The organism is Gracilimonas sp. (assembly GCF_040218225.1).
Lineage (GTDB): Bacteria > Bacteroidota > Rhodothermia > Balneolales > Balneolaceae > Gracilimonas.
The window spans coordinates 507,414-531,216 of record NZ_JAVJQO010000002.1 but is presented as its reverse complement, the minus strand read 5'-3'; the positions used below and the strand labels follow the sequence as shown (position 1 = coordinate 531,216).

Genomic DNA, 23,803 nt, shown 5'->3' with positions numbered 1-23,803 from the left:
TCCGCCACGCTTCGTGCGGGATGACGAAATCTGTAAAAGAGGGGCTTTTCTTCCAGTACACAAGCGAAGGGGTTCAGCCCTTCGCTTAATTTGGATATGGTTGAATCATAATAATCGGAGATCCTGTATCTCCGCCCGCGATGACTTATCAATCAATTCCGTCGAATCTGGAAAATGGTGTTAGTGACGATAGCCGCCATAGATACAATAGTGGAGAATATTGCAATTCTCTCTTGCGGAGAGAGGCGTTCACGTTGTTCTTTTGGAGGAATGATTAGTACAGATCCTGGTTTAACCTTAGGATAAGATTTGAAGAATAAGAATTTTTTGGTACGATCCACCTCTCCATTGGCATAAACGATATATGCTTTTTTGGTATTCGCCTGTTCTGTAAAGCCACCGGCTGCACTTATATAGCTTCTGAAAGAACGCCGATCTTCATAACGGGCATTAATGGGATACAGTACCTCGCCTCTGATTTGTACAGTCTGTAATCGCTTGGGAATATTAATTACATCTCCCGGCTGCAGCAAAAGGTCGTATTCGGAATCGGGGTCGTTCAGAGCTTCCTGCAACTGAATACCTACTTTTGACAAAGATTCCACCTCTTCTGTGGCAACTGAATCCTCTAAATTAATATCTAATTCATCAATATCCTGGTCGTAATTACGGGTCAAAGAGGCACCTTCTACATAAGCGAAGTCTGTTGGTCCTCCGCTTTTATTGATTAAGTCACTGAGTCTGAAATCCCGCGTACTCAGGGCATATTCACCAGGGTACAGCACTTCTCCTGTAACACGAACTGTTTTCTGCACTTCATAAGAGGGAGACTTACGAACAAAAACCTGGTCGAAAGGTTTGAGTTCAACTTCCTCCAGTTTTTCGTCATAGGTCAGCCCGTTACCAATGTTTACGGTTATAATCTCCGCAATCTGATTATTCATTTCTCCTGTTTTTGTATCAGGTACCCGCCGGGCAATTTCTATATTATGAGGAGCTGCTTCTTCTTTGAAGCCATTAGCCTGGTAGATCAGGTCTTTAAGAGAGCTGTTCTCTACAAAGTCATAAGTGTCAGGATTTAGAACAGACCCACTAATTGTCACGGTTCGCTGTTCGCGTAAATCAAAAATTGACGAAATCTGTACTACATCATCCTTTACAAGACTAATTTCTGTAGATGAGGTGTCGCTAAGTAATCGCCCTAAGTTTACCGGAATGGCTTCAATGCTATAATCTTGCTGGGTTCTGTAAATCACAGCACGATCCATGAATGCATCACCCATAAGGCCTTCCGCATTTTCAATAAGTTCTGTCAGGGTAGGGTTTTCCTCCAGCTGGTATTCTCCGGGACGAAAAACAGGTCCCCTGATCGATACTTTATTCTCATATCGGTCCAAAATTCTGCCCACTGTAATAATATCACCTGACTGGAGAACAGTATTACCTTTTTCCGGATATGCGATATCAACAATTCTTTTTTCCGTATCCGTTTTGCGTTCCAGTTTTACTCTTTTCTTATAAGCAAACTGATTGAATCCTCCGGTATATTCCAACAGGTCATTGAATGTTTCTCCTTCAAGGGTTTCGAATAGTCCAATATTCTTGGTTTCACCTTTTACCGTAATTCGGTTTATATAAGGCTCAACTTTAATGATATCCTGATCTTTTAGAATAATATTGTCTGAAAGATCACCAGACACCAGGAACTTATAGAGGTCTACTCTTTGATGAACACTTCCATCCCGCAGAACCTTAATGGAACGATAACTTCCTTGCTTATTAGGCCCGCCGGCAGCATAGAGCGCATTGAAAACAGAGGATAGAGAGCTGAGCGTGTATGTTCCGGGAGCCTTAACCTCGCCAACAATACTCACTTTTATACTCCGGATATTCCCTAAAGTGACCTGCATATAAGTGGTTTTATTGGGTCCTTTTAATCCGGAATAAATATTCGAAAGCTTACTGGTCAGACGTTCTTTGGCCTCTTCAATAGTTAAACCGCTAACTGCAATTGGACCCACATTACTGATCTGGATGGACCCTTCAGGACTGATTACCAACTGGTAGGTGGTTTCCGCAGCGCCCCAAATATCAATAAAAAGTTCATCTCCCGGACCCAGGGTATAATTTTTTGGGGTAGCGATATTAAGTGAAGGTTCAAAAGATATACTCTGAGATGAGAAAATATCCGCCCCAAATACATCGGAAGTATCTCTTTGCATAGTATCTAAAAGAACATCCAGGGTATCAGGACTGACTCCTCTGGGTTTACTTAACTGGCTTTGTTGGAGGTTTCCGCTACGAAGTCGGCCTTGGTTGGAGGCTTGTCCACTATTTTCTAGCCCACTCATTGACGATCGTACACGATTAATCCTGGAGCGAAGCTTGTTTACTTCAGAGCGATTCATGCCCCGTGCCAAAGCGAGCGCCTCGACTTCAGAAATCGAAAGCCCTCTTTCTTGCATGCGTTCATATAGTTGCATGACTTGCTGGTCGCTTAAGTCATCAACCCTGATGTTTTCAAAATCAATGCCGAAGTTTTGTGCCTGTGCTGATATAGTTATTAAAGCTACAAAGAGGAATGTAGTTATACGCTTTAACATGTAATAGAATGTCCTTTTTGTGGGATATTAATAAGAATCGTAATGATAAGACTTTTTATAAGAAAGAGTAACAATAAAAAGAGTAAAATCAATAACTATAAAATAAGTCATTGTAGTTACCCTGAAGCCTTATTTAGCCAAATTTATGCTGTTTCTATTATTATTTTCACTTAGAAACCGTGATTTTGTTTCATGGTTTGAAATCAACAATTTCGTTACCACTAAACTCATTAATTTTTAACTCTATAAACGCTTTCCGGTTATTAATTGAAGTTTCTATTTACGATCAGATTTTGATGGAATAAAACTTTAATTCGATAAAAACAATGAACTAATTACCTTGAAAAATATTATTTGGCCATAAAAGAGCTGGCCATTAATCCTAATTAACCTCAAATAATTTTATAATTTTATTACTGCAACAAACGCTTTGAAATCTCTATCTTGAGAGTCTTAAAAAGTTTGAATCTATGATCTGGGAACAACCTTTATTTTTATGGCTGGTTATACTGATACCTGCATTCATTGCGCTGATCTGGTGGAAATCCCGCAGCCTGCGAAACAGGAAAAAGCAGTATTTTGGCAATGAATTATTTTCCTCACTTCGACAGGGATTCTGGCCACTGGGTAACCGGCTTAAAAACATTGCAATGTTAAGTGGCTTATTCTTCCTGATTGCAGCCCTTGCTGGTCCTAAGATTGGTACAGAAGTTCGGGAGGTAAAACGACAGGGGATTGATATGCTGGTTGCACTTGACCTTTCTGCCAGCATGAATGCCGAAGATGTACGCCCCAGCAGATTGGAAAAAGCTAAGTTTGAAATAAATCGGCTAATCGAAAGACTTCGGGGCGATCGTGTTGGACTAATCGTTTTTACGGGTGAAGCCTATCTTCAAAGTCCGATGACGCTCGACTATTCTGCTTTGCGTCTGTTTCTTGATATAGCAGATACCGAACAAATGCCGAGTTCGGCCACGGATTTTAAGTCGGCAATGGAGACCGCTCTGGAAGCCTTTAATGCCCTGGAAGAAAATGCTACCGAAGCGGCTAAGGTGCTGCTGATTATTTCTGATGGGGAAGATCATGGGCAATCCTATGAGGAAGCTTTGACCGCCCTGGTTGGAGAAGATATTTCGGTTTATACATTGGGAGTAGGAACTACAGATGGAACCACCATTCCCCTGTATGAAGAAGGAACGGATGAGCTTATAGGCTATAAAAGAGACAGTGATGGGAGGGTAGTCACTACGGTACTTCAACCCCAAAAATTAAGAAGCATAGCTAATTCTGCAAACGGAGAATATTATTCAATTGAACGTGGAAACGACGGTATCGATTCTTTTTTGGCTCGTATGGACGAGTTGGAGAAGGGGGAGTTTGCCAGTCAGGAGTATGCCGATTATAAAAATCAATACCAGTGGATGGGTGCTTTAGCACTACTTTTCTTATTTATATATGTGTTGGTTCCATCTTATTCCGGTTCAAGTAGCGAATAACATAAATTTTTGGAATGAGCAAAACTGAGAAAGAAAAGCTATTTAAAGAAACCGGGAAAATATTAAAAACCCGGGGTTTCGAGATTCAGGATTATGATTTTAATCGTCCCTGGGGAGGTTTTTTTGTGATTGATGAACAGCAAATCCAAAAGTTTATCGACATTTATTTTGATGATAAAGTTGGTATAAGCGATGTTAATATCTCGGGAAAACTAAGTCCTAAAATTCTTTTGGTTGAACCGGGAAAACGTCTCTCCTGGCAGTATCATCACCGCCGGGCAGAGGTATGGCAAGTGCTGGAAGGGCCGGTTGGTGTGGTGCGTAGTATGACAGATAAGCAGGGAGAGGTTCAGGAATATAAATCAGGTGATTTAATCACGGTAAAAAAAGGCGAACGCCACCGGTTAGTTGGGCTCAAAAACTGGGGCATCATTGCAGAAATATGGCAGCATGTAGATGCAGAAAATCCATCCAATGAAGAAGATATTGTTCGTCTGGAAGATGACTTCGGTCGTTAGCAGTTCTAATTTTAATATTCAATTCAGGCACACTTACCTTACCTACATTTATTCATGATTAAACTATTCATTACCGATCTTGACGGCTGTATTTCTCATCCATTTGTAAGTCCTGACTGGGAGTCTATCTCCAGGATTAAGAAGCTGAATCAGCGTAGCAGAAAGGAAGAGGAAATCCCGGCATTGACCATTTGTTCGGGCCGGCCATTCCCCTATGTGGAGGCAGTTGCCCAGTGGCTGGATGTCAATATTCCGATGGTTTTTGAAAGTGGGGGAGGCATGTATGACTTTAAGACCAATGAAATTACCTGGAATCCACATTTTGATGAAGAAGCTAAAACAGCTGTAGCTGAAATCCAGGATTGGATAAACGGAACCTTAGTTAAGAATTATAAGGGAACGTACCCAGAGTTTGCTAAATACACGGATGTGGGTTTGGTAAATCCGGATCCATCTAAAGTTGCGTTGATGCACGAGGAGATTTTGAACTACATTCCGGCCCGCTATCCAATGTTTGAAGTTCACGCAACAGATATTTCGGTAAATATTATTCTAAAGAAAGCCAACAAGGGAGTGGGAATCAAACTGCTTTGTGAACTCCTTGAAATTGATCTGGAAGAAGTGGCTTACATTGGTGATAGTAGCGGTGATATGCCAGGATTGAAGATAGTTGGAAAGTCATTTGCTCCTGTGAACGCAAAATCATTTGTAAAAGACACCGTAGATCATGTTACAGGTGAAGCAACTGAAGGTGTACTGGAAGCTTATGAACAAATCATTGTTTATAACCGAAGCCTGGTTTCTGCTTCATAATAAAGAAAGATCATTTTGCGCCGTATGTTGGAAATCTTATCATAAGATGAAGGAGTTAGGCTGCTAATGTTTTAACAAGATTACTGCCTTTGCAGGAATGACGAGGGTTGAATTTTGAACCATGATTTTCATGATTTAAGGATTGGCAGGATCCGCATAGATTAATCAGGGCAATCCCTTAATCCCAAAAATCAAGGTTTAAGAGAAGAGAAAGTTAGTTGATACTTTCTTGTCGCTCTTGCAGACTTTTCAATAGCTCAAAGTAATTCTCAATGAGTCGCTGATAGTCGGGGGAATACTTAGTAAAGTTGGGATCTTTCAGCCTGTTTCTGATTTGTTTTTCCAGCTCTTCCAGAGTTAGTTCAGGCGGTCGTGATTGCTCATATTCTTCAGCCAGAGAGCCTTTCCGTTTTTCTTCCTCTCCACGTTCTTGCATTGCCTGTTCAGCCTGCAGCATCCTTGATAGTATATTCTGCTGCCGTTGAATCATATTTGGGTCTGTAGAGCCGCCTCGCAGGTCGTTAATGGTATCTTCCATATCTTCAATCATACGCTCGAGCTCGCTGCCTATCCGGTCTCCGTTCATTTCTCCCTGCTGTTGGAGTTCCTGAAGTTGTTTTCGGATTCGGTTTTGTTGTTTGGCGATTTGATTCAGGCGCTCCATCTGATTCTGGTTCAATCGCTCACCCTGCATGTCATTAATAATATCCTGTAGCTGTTGATTAAGCTGCTGTTGCATTTGGCCTGATTGCTGAAGCTGCTCCATCATTTGCTGCATGCTCATTCCACCGCCACCGCCACCACTGCTTTGAGAATTCTGAAGCTGTTCCAGAAGGTTAGCGATCATAAAAGAAATATCATTAATTCCACCCAATGCCTGTCGTGATGCAACAGAAGATTGACTTTGATTTCGCTCAGACATTTGCTCCAAAGAGCGCTGTAAACGTTGTTCAACTTCCAACTTCTTCTTATTAATTTGGTTTGAAAACTGTGGGATTTCTGCAGAGAGCTTAAACAGAGAATCGGATACGGCTTTAAAAATCTCTTCTACGTTCCTTTGATTTCGGGCATAATTCACATAAGCCTGACTTCTGTTTTCTGTAGCTGAGGCCAGGGTCGTTAAATCCTCCTGCTCCAGAGAAAGATTCAGCAAGGAATATAGAACATACTGCAGACCGGCAATATTGATGTTCATTTGTTCCTGACCCATGTTCTGCATCATATTTCGGGTATTCTTTGCAAGCTGCTCGTACCGTTCTTGCCGGTTATTCTGCTGATTCTGAGACTGGTTGTTTTCTTGTTCCCGGGAATTTTGATTCTTTCCCTGTTCTCCCTGTTCTCCCTGTTCTCCCGATTTACTCTGAGACTCTTCAACTTCTTTCTTTAATTCTTCGCTAAGCTGTTGTAGTTCCTGCTTGGTCTTCTCCTGAAATTCATTGATCGTCTTTTTATTCTTGGAAGATGTGTTTTTGGAAAGGGAATCAACCTGGTTTTTGAGCTTTTCATTTTCTTTCAGGGATTGCTCAAGCTGCTGTTCCTGATTCTGTGCAGCTTCATTCGATTCACTCTGAGCCCGCTCTTCTTCTTTTCTGGCCATATCTTCAAACGATTTAGCCAGCTTATCGAGATCAGAATTCAGTTTCAGTTGTTTAAAAAGTTCAACGGTACGTTCCAGTCGCTCACGGTATAACTCTTCATTAAACTCCAGATTTTCCATGGCTTGGCGCAGCTGCTCGGGATTCATTTGTCCGAGTTGCTCCTGGAGTTTCTCCATCGCTTCCCGGAAAGCAGGGTCATCAATTTCCTTCATCAATTTCTGCAGCTCATCATAAGCTCTTTGTGTCTCTTCAGACAACATATTGTCCTTACTCATCTCTTGTTTGAGCTCTTCAAATTTTTGATTTAGCTCATCAATTTTCTTCTGAACCTCTTCCTGTTGTTTTTGAACCTGCTCTAATTCCCGCTTTTCTTCATATCCGGTATTTTCAGGGTTGTCTTTCATCCTCTCTTTGAATTCCTGATACTGGCGCTGTGTCTCATCAAAAGAATTTGAAATATCTTCCAGCTCCGATTCGACATCGTCTTCTTTCTTATCCACTTCTTCAAAGTAATCTACCAGAGAGGGAACGGTCAGCTTTAGCTTTTGAGAATTCGAAGATTTATATCCATTATACTGGTCGTTGTCACTTGCGGTAATCCAGAAAGTGAGTTCATCCTGAGGCTTTAACTCAAATAATTGCAAGTTCCAAACGAAAGGTTGCAGGGTTCCTTCCTGTGGTTTTTTTAGTGGGATGGAACCAGTGATAGGTTGTTCCACATAAGCACGTCGAAGTTCATAATTCAGCGAAGCCGATGTCAACCCGAAGTCATCAGTGGCTCTGTAGAGGAGCTCGATATTTGTAGGATTTACTTCGCGAATAGATTCCTCAGGCTCAACAAGCTCCACCAATGGATATTCATCAGCTTGAGGGGCTACAACAATTTGAAAGGGATTTTGATTGGTAAGTCCGTTTTCGTCTTCGATATGGAATCGCAGAGTATCCTGTTTATTAACCTGAATTTCATGACGGAAGGTACTGTCTGATTGCACATTCAAAGTCAAAAACCCTTCAGATGTTTGCATCTGAAGTAAAGAAGCTGTCTTATTAAGTTCTCCGGCAAGCTTCAGGGCAGATCCTTCATAAGCTCTAAGTTGTGAAATAGGGTAAGATATGATGGATGAATCAAGATCCGTGTAAACAGGTGGAATGATGGTTGCTTGCAGTTGACTAAATCGAGGGCGTAGCTGAACATCAGCAGAATAGAGCTCACTGTTGTAACCATCCATTTCTACATAGTACTGCAAATCATTGTTCAGATCTTGTGGAATGGACCGGAAAGAAGTTCCTGAAGCTTCCATGACACGTGTTCTGAATTCCTCCTCCACAGAGGTCTTTATTCGCAGACTCACATCTCTTGGAATGAGATCTCCGGTGAATTGAATCTCGACCTGAAAAGGGCTTCCTTGTTCCACGGTAACACTTCCGGGATTTACCGTGTACTGAAAAGGATTGGGTTTTGAATAAGATTTCCAAAAAGTAAGGGAGCGTTCAGCTGCAGAATTAAAATTGAAAGCAGTAATCCCTAGAACAATCAACGTGGCAATAGAAAGCGTTAGAAATCGGGAATAACCCTGGTAGACAGTAGAGTCTTTGATATATGCTGAAAGGGTGCTTTCCAGCCTTTGTGGTTCAATTTTAGATAGGTTTTGCAGGATAGCTGCATCCACCAAAGCCCGATTTCCGGAAGCTGATTTTTCCAGATCTAAAGTGTCTTTAAGTTCCGGGAAGTTACTTTTTCGGCTGAACTGCCGGTAAAATTCTTTAAAGGAAGTCTGATCGGAAGATGTAAATCCTTTCCAAAAGGCAAAAGCCGCAGTAAATACTAAGATTCCAACGGTCACCAGCTTGGTAGTTGCAGTAAGATAAAATACATGCTCGGTGATCATGAAAGCAGTAAAGCCCGCAAGCAGTATAAGTGCAGAACGTAATAATAAACTTACATTCTGTTTGGACTGAACAGATTGATAAGCTTGCTGAAGAAGCTCCTGAACTTGTGTACTTGATGTATGTTTATCAGAATTTGCCATGTACTACTATAAGAAAGAGAAGTATGTGATGAAAACTTCTTGCAAAACTATTTATTGCAGTCAGAGATCATTTAACGTGAGGTTTTCAGATACAGAAAAACGTCCATCTTTATGATCAATACGGATGATTTCCTGGTGGGCATCGTGCTCCAGGTATAGGTTCCAGTTGCTTTCAGCTGCTTGTTTTAGAAACGCATCTTTTTCACTCAGCGTTTGCACTGGGTACATATCATATCCCATCACCCACGGAAGAGGTACGTGAACATGTGTTGGCAAAAGATCTGCCACGAAAACGAGAGTCTTGTTATCACCTTCAATTTTTGGAAGCTGCTGGCCAATGGTATGGCCATCAACATTTACCGCAGACAAGCCGGGTTCATATTCATGATTCTCTTTTACCAAATTTAGTTTCCCGGATTCTTTTAGCGGATTGATATTCTCTGGTAAAAAACTGGCTTTCTCGCGGGCATTTGGACTGTTCGCATTTTCCCAGTGTTTTTTAACAACGTGATAAGTTGCGTTTGGGAAGGTAAGCTCAAGTTCATCTTCATCATTATAAAAACTGCTTCCTCCACAATGATCGAAATGAAGGTGAGTGAAAATAATGTCAGTTACATCCTCAAAAGAAAATCCGTGATGCGCAAAAGAGTTCTCCAGATTCTTAACACTGTAATCCAGCTGGTAAATATTCTCCATTTTATCGTTGAACTTAGTGCCTGCTCCATTGTCAATCAGGTACAGTTTGCCGGTATTGTTTGACTTGATGAGCAGGCATCGCATAGTCATTGGGATACGGTTTTTATCATCTGCAGGCAAACCACGCGACCATAATGTTTTGGGAACTACACCAAACATAGCGCCACCATCTAAGCGGAAGTCCCCGGTTTCGATGGTGTATATTTCAAAAGGACCTAAAGTAGTTTTTGATAAGCTCATGGACAGTTTTATTGGTTCAATTTGAATATAACAATCAGCGAAGAGTATTCAGAATGAGCTACCTTTATTTACAAGGTTAAATGGTTATTGAAACCTTACTTGTCATCCTGAGCACATAATATATTCAATCAAGCTACAACTGTTTAGCGCGAAGGATCTCAGAAGTGTATAGGTTAAGATGTTTAATATAATTTGAGATTCTTCGCGTCCGCAAAAAATGCCTTTTAATTATCGTGCCGCTCAGTATGACAACTAACGACCAGTAAATAAAAAAGCCCCGCACGATTGGCACGGGGCTTTTAAATTTTTGAAGGTTCCGGCTATCTAAAATGAGGGAACCACATCGTTTCTATACATGGTATCTAACAGGGTAATGATAACCATTAACAGGAAGAAGCAAACCGCCATAATAAGCAACATGGCATTAAATTTGACATCCCAGTACAGGTTCATGAAGAATGCCGCTACTAAAAATGCCTTCACAAGTGCAATACTCATCGCAGTGATGACATCAAATGGAGGCGGAATAGCTACAAATTTCCCAAATACTACGGTTAATATAGTAAGGAATAGTAGTGCGGTACCAACGGCCCAAAGCTGGCCTGCTGTAGAAACGTGATGTTCGTGATTATGTGCGCTCATAATATCTGTATTCTAAGTTCTTAGGTGGTGATAGTATCAATCTCTGTCATTCAATGAGATATAGGAGTGGAAACAGGAAGATCCAGATGAGGTCAACCAAGTGCCAGTAAAGGCCGGTAATCTCAACGGGGGTATAATATTCACTGCTGAATTCTCCTTTCTTCGCACGGAGATAAATCCAGTAAATAAGTCCAATTCCAACCAGCACGTGAAGAGCGTGAACTCCGGTTAGCATGTAATAAATACTAAAGAAGATGGCCGCTTGTGCATGTTCAAGACCTTCATAGGTATAGTATTCACCAGGAAAGATTCCCATCTCAAATTTATGAGCATACTCAAAAGCTTTAATCACCATAAAGATGACTGCCAGACCGATTGTAAATAGAAGATTGAGTTTTAAACCTTTCATTTGGTCTTTCTGAGCAGACCGAATCGCCATTGCAACGGTTAAACTACTACCAATCAGAACCACTGTGTTTACGGCTCCCCAAAAGGTATTAAGCTCGAGTGCTGCTTCCGTGAATAGTTCAGGATACCATGCTCTATAGATGATATAAGCACAGAATAATCCGCCAAAGAATAGGATTTCGTTTACCAAGAACACCCACATACCCATTTTTGCGGTATCAAATTGCTGATCGGCGTCAACAAAGTGATGCTGCACATGTGTGGGGTGTGAAGTCGAATGATTCGCCATTTACTTCCCGAGTTGTGTTGTTTGAATTTAAATTTTTAGTTGGATTCTACTTTTTGCTTAGCAGCAACTGCTTCATGACTTGGATCATGACCGTTATGTGAGTCTGCAAGTCCAAGCTGAAATTCTTCCATTGGCTTGTGGTAGTCATACGGTCCGTTGATTACAACTGGTGTATGATCGAAGTTGTGGAAGTCTGGTGGTGAAGTTGCCTGCCATTCCAGTCCACGGCTTCCCCATGGGTTTGAACCGGCTTTCTCACCTTTGAATAATGATACAAACAGGTAATATGCAATAAGTAAGAAGCCAACTCCAAGGATGTAAGATCCAATAGTTGAAGTTTGGTGGAATACGGTGAACTGATCGATGTAGTTGTAATATCGTCGTGGCATTCCCTGTGATCCCATGATAAACTGCGGGAGGAAGGTCATATTGAAGCCGATGAAAATAAGTGCAGATCCAATTTTAGCCTGAAACTCGTTGTACATCTTGCCGGTCATCTTAGGCCACCAGTAGTGGAGTCCGGCAAGCAGGGCAATCAGCGTTCCACCCATCATCACATAGTGAAAGTGAGCTACTACATAGTAGGTATCATGCAGGTGAATGTCGGCTGAAAGAGCGCCCAACATAATTCCAGTAAATCCGCCAATTGAAAATAGGAATAAGAAGATGAACACATAAATCATAGGGGTTTTCATCTCAATTGACCCCTTGTAGAGCGTAGCAATCCAGTTCAGAATCTTAATACCGGTTGGGATACCTACAAGGAAGGTAAGGAATGAGAAAACAGTAGTTGCTACGGCAGACTGACCTGAGGTAAACATGTGGTGTCCCCAAACGAGGAAACCAATGAAGGCAATAGCGAGTGATGAAAGCGCAATCGCCCAGTATCCAAAAATATGTTTCTTGGAAAAGGTGGTGATTACTTCTGAAATGATTCCAAAACCCGGTACAATCATGATATATACCGCAGGGTGTGAGTAGAACCAGAAGAAATGCTGGAACAGTACGGGGTCACCACCAAGGGCAGGGTCAAAGATCCCAATTCCCAGGAAACGCTCCATCGTAAGAAGTAAAAGTGTGATAGCTAATACCGGAGTTGCCAATACCTGAATGATACTGGTTGCATACAGCGCCCAGATATTCAGCGGCAGCTTACCCCAGGTAATACCGGGAGCTCGCATTTTATGGATGGTAGAAATAAAGTTTGTACCAGTTAAAATAGATGAAAATCCAAGTATAAAGACTCCCAGGGTTACCCAAATCACACTGGATGATGAGGTTGTACTGTAAGGAGTATAGAACGTCCAGCCTGTGTCAAGTCCGTTGTTCGCAAGAGCGATGAAAGTAAAGATGGCACCAATCACATAAATATAAAAACTGGCTAAGTTAAGCCTTGGAAAAGCCACATCTTTGGCTCCAAGCTGCATGGGAAGCACAAAGTTACCTAAGGCAGCAGGTATTGATGGAACCAGCACAAAGAATACCATAATGGCACCGTGCAGGGTAAAAAACTGATTGTAAGTGTCAGCTTCTATAAAGGTTTTAGCCGGTGTAAGAAGTTCGGTCCTGAGTAAGAGTGCAAGCACGCCGCCAAGCAGAAAGAAGAAAGCAACGGAGCCTAAATACATAAGCCCGATTTTCTTATGATCTACGGTCGTCATCCATGCCCAAAGACCTTTTTCATCGGTCAGATAAGTGTTTTTGGGATCTTCTGACGGCTTAAACCGCTTTACTTTTAATGTTCGTACGTTCCCTGAAGAGGAAGGTGTTACTTCAGCTGTTGCCATGTTATTCTTCTAACGTTTTAATGTATTCAATAATGTCGGAGATGTCGTCGTCACTAAGGCGACCCTCATAGCTAACCATTTGGTTTTGATATCCTTCAACAAGTTTTGCGCTTGGATCAAGAATAGACTCTCGGATATAGTTGTCATCGGCAGTAACTGTAGAGCCGTCTTCCATTTGACGCTCGCTGCCATACAGTCCCTGCCAGGTGGGTCCTATTTTGTCAGAGCCATCTACGGAATGACAAGTTACACAACCTTGTAAAGTAGCAAGCTGTTCGCCGCGTTCAACGGGAGTTCCGCCACCACCTGTTCCTTGCTCATCTAGCCAGGCTTGAAAGTCTTCTTCGGTGTGAACAATAACTTTAGCCAACATATCAGAGTGGGAGGTACCGCAATATTCAGTACAGAAAACCTGTGACTCTCCGGGTTCTTCAGCCTGAAACCAGACATAAGTATAACGGTTGGGCAGTACATCGTGCTTGATTCGGTAATCAGGTACAAAAAAGGAGTGGAGTACATCCTGAGACTGCATTACCAATTTCACAGGCCGACCCGCAGGTACATGTACTTCATTACCAACCTGAGCTCCGGTTTCATATTTGAATGTCCAGCCCCACTTGTAGGCAGAAACCTGAATTTCGTAGGCATTATCAGGTACGGTTTTAAGATTCAGCCAGCCTTTGTATCCCCATCCAAATACAACAAATACCAGTAAAAGGGGAATTACCGACCAGGTAATTTCCAGGGTGTTGTTGTGGGTAATAAGAGGTGTTTTGTCGTCTTCTGATTTGCGCTTGTACTTGATTGCAAAGTAAATCATTGCAATGGTGACACCGGCAAGAATAATAAAACTGACGATGTGGATGAATGCCATCAGCGCATCGGTACTTGCTCCCGTCATCGGAGATTTAAGCTCCGGGAGCATAAAATCGAATAAACTGCCCATTAGTTAAATTCAGTTTTTGAGGTTGGTTTTTTGCGTTTTTCGCGAAGCCAAAGCACGCCGAGGAATATACCGAGAATAATCAGTGTAGCCAAGCCGCCAAGCTTCATAATATTAATTGCTACCGGCGCATAACTGCCGGAATCCGGATCGTATTGATAACAGTACATCACCAGTTTGTCGACGGTGTTACCAATCTTTCCATCTGCAGATTCATATAAGGCACTGCGAACATTGAATGAGTCGTAGGAGATGCCGTACAAATAACGGGTTATCTTTCCTTTCGGACTCAGGAGCATGATTGCCGCACTGTGGGCAAACTCTCCGGTTTTTTCAATTTCTTTGTATTCAAATCCAACAGCTTCAATTACCTTGTCAATCTGGTCTTTTTTACCGGTCAGGAAATGCCACCCGGCTTTAGTGGTGGAATCCATTCCGGACAGGTAATTTTCTTTCGATTTCGCTGCCAGTTCAGCATTTTCCTGTGGGTCGATACTGATTGAAATCACAATAAATTCTTTGCCAGGTTTCCAGGCCAGCTCATCAACAACATTTATTACCCCATCAATTACCAGGCCGCACAACATAGGGCATTCATAGTATAAGGGGTTCAATAAAACAGGTTTTCCTTCCTCCAGTAAATCACCCAGAACAACACTGTCACCTTTTGATGTAGCAAACTTGGCATCAAGAGGGATAAAATCTCCCAGATGTTCATCGATACCGAGATCTTGCAGCGCATCCGGTGTTTCACGATTTACCTGCGCATTGGCAGATTGTGAACTCAGAAACACTGCAAGCAAGCTAATTGCTAACAGTGTAAAACGTCTCATAATGTTGATGGTTGTCAGTCTGTGGCTATTTTACTAATAGCACTGTCAATAGGAATTCTGTAAATACCTTCCTCAAGGTTAACAACTCCAAAGCTGTTCAACTCTTGATCTTGTTCAGCTTTTAATTCTTTTACTTCTGAAAAGGTGCTTTGGCTTGAAACCTGTTTTTGTGTTTCAAAAAGGCTGTATTGAGAAAAATAAACTAAACCGATAACAAAAATAACAACGAGTGCGGTCCCAAGGGTAGACCAAAATATCAATTTGTTGTAATTGAGTGTATCACTCATTACACCGTGCTCAACAGCACCGGCAAATTCTTCGTCTTCGGTCGTGATATCAACTTCTTCAACGTCACCTTCATCCGTATGGGCCGATTCGGTCGTGAAGATTTGAGAAGCTTCATCCTGAAGCTGAGCTGCCCATTCAATTACATCATCTTCTGAAACGTTATGCTTTTGAGCGATCTTCTCAATTACAGAACGCCCTTGTGCAACAGCTTCGAGTGCTACTTTTGCTTTAAATTCTGAGCTATACTTTTCTGACATCGGTAAATTCGATTATTGGTGATACGATTTGGAGAGGCAGTCTTCCAGTTTTGGATCGTTCTTCGGAACCATATCGTGTTGCTTGAATTTGTTGAAGAACAGTCCAAAGAAAATACCTCCCAGTCCAAGGAAAGTAGTGATATCCATCCAGCTGAAGTGAATGCCATGCTTAAACAAGACCGGCATTGCAATCCAGTAGATTTCTGCAAAATGAATAATGAGTACTATTGCCGATACAATACCTAAAACAGTTCGATTCTTCTTGGCTTCACGATTTAAAAGAACCAGGAATGGCAGTGCAAAACGGAAAATCAACAAGCTGTAGGCAATGTACTTCCAGCTACCTTCCAGGCGGTGGAAATACCATAAAGTTTCTTCGGGTAAATTCGCATAATAAATCAGCAAAAACTGACTGAACGCGATGTATGCATAGAATACAGTGAAAGCAAAGAACCATGCTCCTAAATCATAAATATGCACCTGTCGGATGGTGTTTTTAAGAATGCCTTTACTCTGCATAAAGAAAATGAGCAGAATCATGATTGGCCAAAAAGCCTGGAAACTAATAGAAAAGAAATACACGCCAAACATGGTAGAGAACCAGTGAGGGTCAAGCGACATCAACCAGTCGAAACTTGCGAATGCAATAGACAGGGCAAACAAAGGAATACCAGGGGCGCTCACTTTTCGAAGCAGGCTGGTCAAACCCCAGTCATTAGTTTTGTCCATCTCTACAGAAACCTTGTGGAGTTTATAACCTAAATATCCCCAGATTGCGAAGTAGATAAACTGACGGGCAATGAAGAAGGGGGTATTGAGGTAAGCTGATTTTCCTTTGAGGATTTTGTCGGCCATTACAGCATCTTCATGGCTCCAATGGTAAAGGTTATGAATTCCGAGTATTACCGGAATCACAAAGATCGCCCATATCCAGATGTTAGCAGTAAAAGATTCAGAAATTCTTCGCACCAGAACACCCCATGAAGAGCGAGTGATATGATGCAACATTACCATCAAAAGAGCTGCAAGAGCAATTCCGGTAAAAAAGACAAAACTAACCAGGTATGAAAAGAAAAACTGGTCAGCATCTAAAAAGTAACCAATAAGGCTGGCAATCAGGCCAACGGCACCAACACCGAAAAGGGCACGAGGAACTTTGCTGTCGGCTGGGAATTGTAAAGAATCTGTTATTGTAGGCTTATGACTCATTGTGTAAGTGTATTAAGCAAAGTTCTTAGTTTTCAGATAAATTTTTGATGTAAAGCACAATGGCTTCAATTTCATGATCAGCAAGGTAGCTGTAAGAAGCCATCACTCCCTGTGCATAATCCACAGGTTTCTTCGCTTCAGGGGCAACAATTGATTCACGGATATAATCTTCATCTTTAGTAACAGTGATTGTTTCACCGTCGGCAGTTATTACCTCACCTTCGCTACCAAACAGTCCGGCCCATGTTGGTCCAATACCACCGGGTGCACCATCTTCATTATGACAGGCCGCACAGCCGTTAGCTGTAATTACTTCTTTACCAAGGTCGACGGTTGGTTGAGGCGCATCTTTAGGAGCCCGTGTAGCTGTAATAGAATCTTGTCGTGCTTTTTCTTTGGTGAATTCTTCCTGAAGGGCAGACAGGTCAACCGGATATTCCTGAATTTCCTGTTCAGTAACATTCTGGCTTTCTTGCAGGGCACGGATGTAAGCAACAATCGCCCATCGGTCTTCAACAGGAACCTGAGTAGAATAAGAGGGCATGGTTCGTACACCGTTGTAAATAGCTGAATACAATTCCCCATCCGATAAATCTCTTACCCTTTGATCATGATAAGAAGGAGCAGGAACGTATCCGTAATTTCCTTCCATGATTATGCCATCTCCGGCACCGGTTTGTCCGTGACAAGGTGTGCAATAAATTTCGTAGCGTTCCTTCCCGCGGTAAAGGAATGATTTGGTCAGATCAACGGGGATATAATCAATAAACTCTCCGTTTTCATCGACACCCTCATAATAGGCACGATCGGTTTTAGCTAAACCTCTTGCAACGGTTCCTTCTACCGGCTGACGCATAGAGCGTCCATCGGCGAAAAAGTTATTTTCCTCTTGTGCTTCTTTTCTTGGCTGCTGGTCCATATTCATATTTGGGTGAATAGGAGGCTTTTCAGAAAGCTGTCCCTGGCAGGCCGAAAGAGTGATTCCGAGCGCAAAAATGCCCGCAATCTTAAACATTCCTTTAATGTTCATTCCTGGAAATGATATTTGAGTATTCGTCTTATTCATAAACTTCCTCAATGTGAGTAGCACCGGCTTCTTCAAACAATTTCTTCACTTTACCAGCTTCAAACATATCGTCTTCAGCTTCAATACAGGCAAAGAAACCATCATCAGTAGCTTTCTTAAATCGCTCAACGTTGAAAAGAGGGTTGTTAAGTCTTGGGAGTCCGTTTAAGAAAAACATCCCAAAAACAGCTCCAAAAGAGGATAAAAGTACCGTTAATTCAAAAGTGATTGGCACCCAGGCCGGAGCGTTAAAAAATGGTTTTCCGCTGATATTCATTGGATAATCCATAACCGCCATGAAGTACATCATTGCCAGTGCGCCGAAAAAACCAATAAAAGCATGACCCAGTACAATCCAACCAAGCTTGGATTTTTTCAGCTTCATAGCTTTATCCATTCCGTGAATCGGGAAAGGACTAAAGGTATCGAACTTGCTGAATCCTGACTTTGACATTGTTTTGGCAACATCAATCAGTTCTTTTGGATTTTTGAACTCGGCTATAATGCCGTATAAATCATTCTTTTCTGTTGTACTCATAATCTTAAACCTTCTCAGCTTGAGGTTTCGGTACTTCTACTTTTGGAGCTTCAAATTCTTTGGTTTCTTCGTCATAGTTGTGAGGATCAGCCAAAGGAATTACAGCTTTAATTTCTGCAAGGGCAACCATTGGAAGGAAGCGCAGGAACAGCAGGAACATGGTGAAAAACAGACCAAATGTTCCAACATAAGTTAATACGTCCCAGATAGTTGGGGAATAATAATCCCAGCTTGATGGCAGGTAATCGTTTGCCAGTGAAGTTACCGTAATTACAAATCGTTCGAACCACATACCGATGTTCACCACAATGGAGATGAAGAAGGTGAAGCCAACGCTGCGGCGTAATTTTTTTGACCAGAAGAACTGAGGAGACAACACGTTACAAGTCATCATAGCCCAGTATGCCCATGCATAAGGCCCGGTTGCTCTCAGAATAAAAATCGCTTTTTCATATTCAACGCCACTGTACCAGGCGATAAAGAATTCCATCATGTAAGCAAAGCCTACCATGGAACCGGTAACCAGAATCACAATATTCATTTTCTCCATGTGATCATCGGTCATAATGTCCTTCATTCCGTAGATCTTGCGGGCAACAATCATCAGGGTAAGCACCATGGCAAAACCGGAGAAAATAGCACCGGCAACGAAATAAGGAGGGAAAATAGTGGTGTGCCATCCCGGAATCATAGAAACGGCAAAGTCAAAGGATACAATGGTGTGAACCGAAAGTACCAGAGGAGTAGCTAGTCCGGCCAGAATCATATAAGCTTTCTCGTAATTCCACCAGTGGCGGTTTGAACCGGTCCATCCCAGAGAGAAAATACCGTAAGCCACTTTTCTGATTTTATCGGTAGCCCGGTCACGGATAGTTGCAAGGTCAGGAACAAGTCCCACATACCAGAACAACAGGGAAACGGTGAAATAGGTAGAAACAGCAAACACATCCCAAAGAAGGGGAGAGTTGAAGTTTGGCCACATCGCCATTGAGTTTGGAACTGGGAATACCCAGTAAATCACCCAGATACGACCAACGTGGATAGCAGGAAATACCCCGGCACACATTACGGCAAAAATGGTCATCGCTTCCGCAAAACGGTTAATGGCTGTACGCCAATCTTGTCGGAAGAGAAATAAAATCGCAGAAATCAGGGTTCCGGCATGACCAATACCAACCCACCATACAAAGTTAATGATGGCCCAACCCCATCCAACGGGATTATTAAGCCCCCAAATTCCAGTTCCTTCCCAGATCAGGTAGCCAATGGCGGCAACCATAACAAAGAGCAGGGCATTGGCAACGATCATGCACAAGTACCATGCTTTTGGAGTAGGGCGTAAATTTATATCGGTAATCAGTCTCGTAAGGCTCGAAAAGTCATGATCGCCTTTTACAAGAGCGGGTTCCGGTACGTATTGGTATTTACTCATGTTTTGGATGTATTCCTGATTAATATCTTAAGCCAAAGCCGGGTTTGGATTCGTAAGTTTAGCCATATAAGATGTTCTCGGACGCGTGTTAAGCTCCTCAAGCATCTGGAAGTTTCGCTCATTGCGCTTCATTTTCGCAACTTCGCTGTTATCGTCGGTTAAATCACCAAAGTAAATGGCATCGGCAGGACATGCTTGCTGACAAGCAGTTTTAACAGCGCCATCTGCTGGTTTAGGTGAACCGGTTTTGTTCTTGGCTTCAATTTTTGCACGATTTACGCGCTGAGCGCAATACGTACATTTTTCCATGACACCACGGAAACGAACGGTTACTTCCGGATTCATCGCCATTTGGATGATATCAGGATCGTCGCCCGAGGTTATATATTCTTTTGGATAGTTGAAGAAGTTGAAACGGCGAACTTTGTAAGGACAATTATTTGCGCAGTAACGAGTACCGATACAGCGGTTATATGTCATTTGGTTCATACCGTCGTCACTGTGGGTTGTTGCCGCAACAGGACAAACCTGCTCGCAAGGTGCGAGTTCACAGTGCATACAAGGAACTGGTTGATGAACCGCTTGTGGTGAATCAGCATCATCACCTACATAATAGCGGTCATTACGGATCCAGTGCATCTCACGGCCGCGTTTCACCTCTTTTTTCCCTATAACGGGGATATTGTTTTCAGACTGACAAGCAATCACACAAACTCCGCAACCAAAGCAGGAGTTCAGGTCGATAGCCATTCCCCATTGTGGTTCGTAATCGGGATAGGTTTGCTCGTCAAAGAGAGAGATAGGCTGATCTTCGCCCATTTCTTCGGCTTCTTTCATTCCGGGAACTTCATAGGTATGAACCGAAGCAAAGGAAGCAAAGTCTGGGTTTTCTTTGTATTCAGAAATCGAAGCCTGACGATACATATCTCGTCCTTCAAGGCTGTGATGATCCTGAACACAGGCAATTTCGTAGGTATCACCGGTCTTGGAAACGTTGGCGGAAGCATACAGCATATTGCTTGTACCTCTGAGTGGATACACATCCACGCCGCCAGCGGTATAATCGATGTAAGAACTGGCAACACGGCCAATTCCTTTTCGCCCATAACCAGTGGTTAGGGTAATGGCGTCGTCAACATGTCCCGGCTGAATCCAGGCTACAATATTGATCGTTTTGCCATTTACAGTAATTTCTACAACATCATAATCATCTTGTCCGGCACTGGCTTCTTCAATCCCTAAGCTTTTTGCTGTAGCAGGACTCATAAGAGCTACGTTATCCCAGGTAACTTTCGTCATTGGGTCAGGCAGTTCCTGAAGCCAGCCAAGGTTTGCATAACGGCCGTCATATAATGTAGCATCGGGACGAATAACGACTTCCATTCCCGAAGTTGAAGTTACATTCGAGGTAGCACGGTTCATTGCAGAGGCAAAACCTGAGCTTAACCGAACATTGACTTCATTGAAGTTGCCGGTTGTGTCAATTCCATCATGCAGGATATTAGTCCATCGATTATCAAAACCGGATCGGTAATATCCGCGGAAGGTATTTCGTACCAGATCATAGCCGGAAGTCATAGAACCGGATACGATAGTATTTAAAAACTCAATTTCACTCAGACCTTCATGTAGTGGTCGGATTTGTGGCTGAATCACAGAACGTGCTCCGCCAAAAGAGTATCCGTCTCCCCATGCTTCCAGGAAGTGTGCACGATTAACGTGCCAATTTACTTTTTTGGAAGTCTCATCCACATAGTCAGATAGGCTGACTACAGTTTCAACATTAGAGAGGGCATTTTCAAAGTCAAGATCAGCTGGTGCGGTAAATACCGGGTTCACACCAACCATTACAACGGTGTCGATGTTACCCGCTTTCATTTCAGAAACAACATTGGCAAAAGCCCGGTTGCTGCTTTGCTCGTCAAGATGCGGTACTTCTAAATAATGAACGGTGTTGCCCGCATTACCTAAAGCTTGGTTGATAGCTGCAACAGCGGCATGTGTTTCAGGCTTATGCTGGCTTCCCAAAGAAAGCGCAGAACGTCCGGCATTAGCAGCCAGTTCGTCAGCAAGAACAGTGATCCACTTGTGATCAGAAAATTCATTTGTATAACCATTGAACGCACTCAGTCCATTAATACGGGTTGAAAGTGCAGCAGCCAGGGCGTAGGTAAATGCCTCCATTTGGCTGGCTTTGATCTTCAGTCTGTGATCCGCATAAGAACCGGTGAGCGAGAATGAATCCTCTACTGAGTAAATTCGGTTCATCTCGCCATCAGTGCCGGTTACTTTTCGTCGGCCGGATACTTGCTTAGCGTATTCAACATTATTTGGATGTGTCGAACTCATGAAGTCATCATTCAGAGAAACGATGACATCTGCATTTTCAAAATTGTAGTGGGTTCTTAACCGGCCGCCAAATGCAATCCGGTTACCTTCTAATATATTGTCTTCACCGAAAGGCTCGTAGGTAACCCAGGTTGCATTGTTAAATTTCGAAAGCGCCTGCTCCTTGATGTTATTATAAGTAGGAGAGGAGTTTGCTTCAGAAATAAAGGCAATGCGCTGACCAGTATTTGCGAAATGAGAGTTGGCAAATGCTTCAAAGTCAGCAGCGGTAGATTTATTACCATTATATAAAGGTGACTTGGACCGATCAGGATCGTAAAGCCCAAGAATGGCTGCCTGATTATAAATGCTGGTTCCGCCACGGCTGGCCGGGTGCATGTCATTACCTTCCAGCTTGGTAGGGCGGCCTTCATGGTTCTCAGCAATCAAACCAACCAGGTTACCCTGAACCGGCATTGCTGTTGCATAATATAAAGGTACGCCGGGAACGACATCCTCAGGCTGCTTGGAATAAGGAAGAATTTTTTGAACCGGTCGGCGGCAAGCGGCGAGTCCGGCCAGAGCTACAGAAGCTCCCATCACACGTAAAAATCCACGACGTGAAACACCATCCGAAAGTTCGGTGGCGTTTTCAGGAAACTCGCGTTCAGCAAATTTCTGGTATTCCTTATTATTGGCTAGTTCGTTTAAACTCTTCCAATACGTAGTTTCTTTCACTTCTTCACTCATCTGTCGATCTGTAGATTCTAAATCATTCATTAGTAATGGCAACCCTGGCAATAAGTTGGAGCATGAATATTCTTTTTATCTACCAGTTCACGGCCTATTTCTAACTGGTTTTCAACCTGGTAACCCATAGTTGTAACTTCATCAACCGGACGGATATACTTCTCTGGTTCGCGGTGACAATCCAAACACCAGCCCATGCTGAGCGGCTCAGACTGATACACCACTTCCATTTTATCAATTCTGCCGTGGCAACTTTCACAACCAACACCCACATTGGTGTGTGCAGAGTGATTGAAATAAGCATAGTCAGGCAGGTTGTGCACACGAACCCATTCAATTGCTTTTCCGGTCTCCCAGCTTTCCTTTACAAGCTCAAGGTTTTCTGGATTTTGTACTTGTACCTGGTTGTGACAATTCATACAGGTTTGTGTGGCAGGGATATTTGCCTGCTTGGAGTCGAAAACGCTGGTGTGGCAATACTGACAATCGAGACCAAGTTGGTCTACGTGTATTTTGTGACTATAAGGAACGGGTTGTTCCGGAGCGTAGCCAACGTCAGTATATTCTGGAGAGAAGAAGTACCAAACACCAAAAATAATTGCGTTCAGTACCACGATTAATCCAATTAAAATTTTTCGGGGAACCTGATTTGTCCACTTGGGGAAAATCTGCGCCATAAAGATTGCTGATTTAAGTTTACGTATAGAGCAGGATTGCTCCCGTTCTGAAGCCGGGCAAATCTATCAATTTTTTCAATCTAAATTGAAGAAAAAGGACGGAAAGTCTTTTATTTAAAACTGTTCTAAATAGTTTAACCCAAACTCTGGTCACACCCTAATGATGTGAGGCCGAAAAGATAGTATACATTTGGCAAAAATGCCGAAAAAGGAATGGAAAAAACTCACCTTTTGGTAAGGCATCTTTTAACTTTGTCTCGCAAACATATAGAAGGGAAAAAATTTGTCTGGAAAATTTACGCTACCTGAATCATGAAGAGTTTTAGAACAAATTGGTGCGAGGGAGAAAACTTGAAGAACTG

18 protein-coding genes are annotated in these 23,803 nt (G+C 42.5%); 3 read left to right on the top strand and 15 right to left on the bottom strand.

Features of this window, described 5'->3' with window-relative positions:
* Positions 1–152 precede the first annotated feature (152 nt).
* Complete coding sequence (locus tag RIB15_RS02255; protein ID WP_350200519.1) at positions 153–2,603, bottom strand: SLBB domain-containing protein; 2,451 nt, start codon at positions 2,601–2,603, stop codon at positions 153–155.
* Positions 2,604–3,073: 470 nt separating this feature from the next.
* Here RIB15_RS02255 and RIB15_RS02250 point away from each other — a divergent pair, with 470 nt between their 5' ends.
* The 3 genes from RIB15_RS02250 to RIB15_RS02240 are packed head-to-tail and all read left to right on the top strand — an operon-like array spanning position 3,074 to position 5,430.
* On the top strand, positions 3,074–4,099 hold the full coding sequence (locus tag RIB15_RS02250; protein ID WP_350200518.1) for a vWA domain-containing protein: 1,026 nt from the start codon (positions 3,074–3,076) through the stop codon (positions 4,097–4,099).
* Positions 4,100–4,113: 14 nt separating this feature from the next.
* Positions 4,114–4,617, top strand: coding sequence for a cupin domain-containing protein (locus RIB15_RS02245; RefSeq protein ID WP_350200517.1), 504 nt, complete (start codon positions 4,114–4,116; stop codon positions 4,615–4,617).
* A 54-nt stretch (positions 4,618–4,671) separates the two neighbouring features.
* On the top strand, positions 4,672–5,430 hold the full coding sequence (locus tag RIB15_RS02240; protein ID WP_350200516.1) for an HAD family hydrolase: 759 nt from the start codon (positions 4,672–4,674) through the stop codon (positions 5,428–5,430).
* A 214-nt stretch (positions 5,431–5,644) separates the two neighbouring features.
* Here the strand turns inward: RIB15_RS02240 and RIB15_RS02235 are convergent, their stop codons facing one another.
* From RIB15_RS02235 to RIB15_RS02170, 14 genes are all read right to left on the bottom strand, one after another.
* Positions 5,645–9,058: a DUF4175 family protein gene (locus tag RIB15_RS02235; RefSeq protein ID WP_350200515.1), complete on the bottom strand. Its 3,414-nt coding sequence runs from the start codon at positions 9,056–9,058 to the stop codon at positions 5,645–5,647.
* Between the two features lie 60 nt (positions 9,059–9,118).
* On the bottom strand, positions 9,119–9,994 hold the full coding sequence (locus tag RIB15_RS02230; protein ID WP_350200514.1) for an MBL fold metallo-hydrolase: 876 nt from the start codon (positions 9,992–9,994) through the stop codon (positions 9,119–9,121).
* 324 nt (positions 9,995–10,318) lie between these two features.
* On the bottom strand, positions 10,319–10,636 hold the full coding sequence (locus RIB15_RS02225) for a cytochrome C oxidase subunit IV family protein (RefSeq protein WP_350200513.1): 318 nt from the start codon (positions 10,634–10,636) through the stop codon (positions 10,319–10,321).
* Between the two features lie 46 nt (positions 10,637–10,682).
* A complete protein-coding gene (locus tag RIB15_RS02220; RefSeq protein ID WP_350200512.1) occupies positions 10,683–11,333 on the bottom strand; it encodes a cytochrome c oxidase subunit 3 family protein in 651 nt (216 codons plus the stop codon).
* A 35-nt stretch (positions 11,334–11,368) separates the two neighbouring features.
* Positions 11,369–13,120 (bottom strand): cytochrome c oxidase subunit I, encoded by a 1,752-nt coding sequence (ctaD, locus tag RIB15_RS02215; protein ID WP_350200511.1) that lies wholly within the window; start codon positions 13,118–13,120, stop codon positions 11,369–11,371.
* Between the two features lies 1 nt (position 13,121).
* Complete coding sequence (coxB, locus tag RIB15_RS02210; RefSeq protein WP_350200510.1) at positions 13,122–14,066, bottom strand: cytochrome c oxidase subunit II; 945 nt, start codon at positions 14,064–14,066, stop codon at positions 13,122–13,124.
* On the bottom strand, positions 14,066–14,896 hold the full coding sequence (locus tag RIB15_RS02205) for an SCO family protein (protein ID WP_350200509.1): 831 nt from the start codon (positions 14,894–14,896) through the stop codon (positions 14,066–14,068). Before RIB15_RS02205 ends, coxB begins: the two co-directional genes overlap by 1 nt.
* 14 nt (positions 14,897–14,910) lie before the next feature.
* Complete coding sequence (locus RIB15_RS02200) at positions 14,911–15,441, bottom strand: transposase (protein ID WP_350200508.1); 531 nt, start codon at positions 15,439–15,441, stop codon at positions 14,911–14,913.
* A 12-nt stretch (positions 15,442–15,453) separates the two neighbouring features.
* Positions 15,454–16,650, bottom strand: a complete 1,197-nt coding sequence (locus RIB15_RS02195) for a hypothetical protein (protein ID WP_350200507.1) — start codon at positions 16,648–16,650, stop codon at positions 15,454–15,456.
* 25 nt (positions 16,651–16,675) lie between these two features.
* On the bottom strand, positions 16,676–17,716 hold the full coding sequence (locus tag RIB15_RS02190) for a c-type cytochrome (protein ID WP_350200506.1): 1,041 nt from the start codon (positions 17,714–17,716) through the stop codon (positions 16,676–16,678).
* Positions 17,709–18,254, bottom strand: a complete 546-nt coding sequence (locus tag RIB15_RS02185) for a DUF3341 domain-containing protein (RefSeq protein ID WP_350200505.1) — start codon at positions 18,252–18,254, stop codon at positions 17,709–17,711. The genes RIB15_RS02190 and RIB15_RS02185 overlap by 8 nt, the downstream gene beginning before the upstream one ends.
* A 4-nt stretch (positions 18,255–18,258) precedes the next feature.
* Positions 18,259–19,686 (bottom strand): NrfD/PsrC family molybdoenzyme membrane anchor subunit, encoded by a 1,428-nt coding sequence (gene nrfD / locus RIB15_RS02180; protein ID WP_350200504.1) that lies wholly within the window; start codon positions 19,684–19,686, stop codon positions 18,259–18,261.
* Between the two features lie 27 nt (positions 19,687–19,713).
* Positions 19,714–22,794: a TAT-variant-translocated molybdopterin oxidoreductase gene (locus tag RIB15_RS02175; RefSeq protein WP_350200503.1), complete on the bottom strand. Its 3,081-nt coding sequence runs from the start codon at positions 22,792–22,794 to the stop codon at positions 19,714–19,716.
* Positions 22,794–23,441, bottom strand: a complete 648-nt coding sequence (locus RIB15_RS02170; protein WP_350200502.1) for a cytochrome c3 family protein — start codon at positions 23,439–23,441, stop codon at positions 22,794–22,796. Before RIB15_RS02170 ends, RIB15_RS02175 begins: the two co-directional genes overlap by 1 nt.
* Between the last annotated feature and the right edge of the window lie 362 nt (positions 23,442–23,803).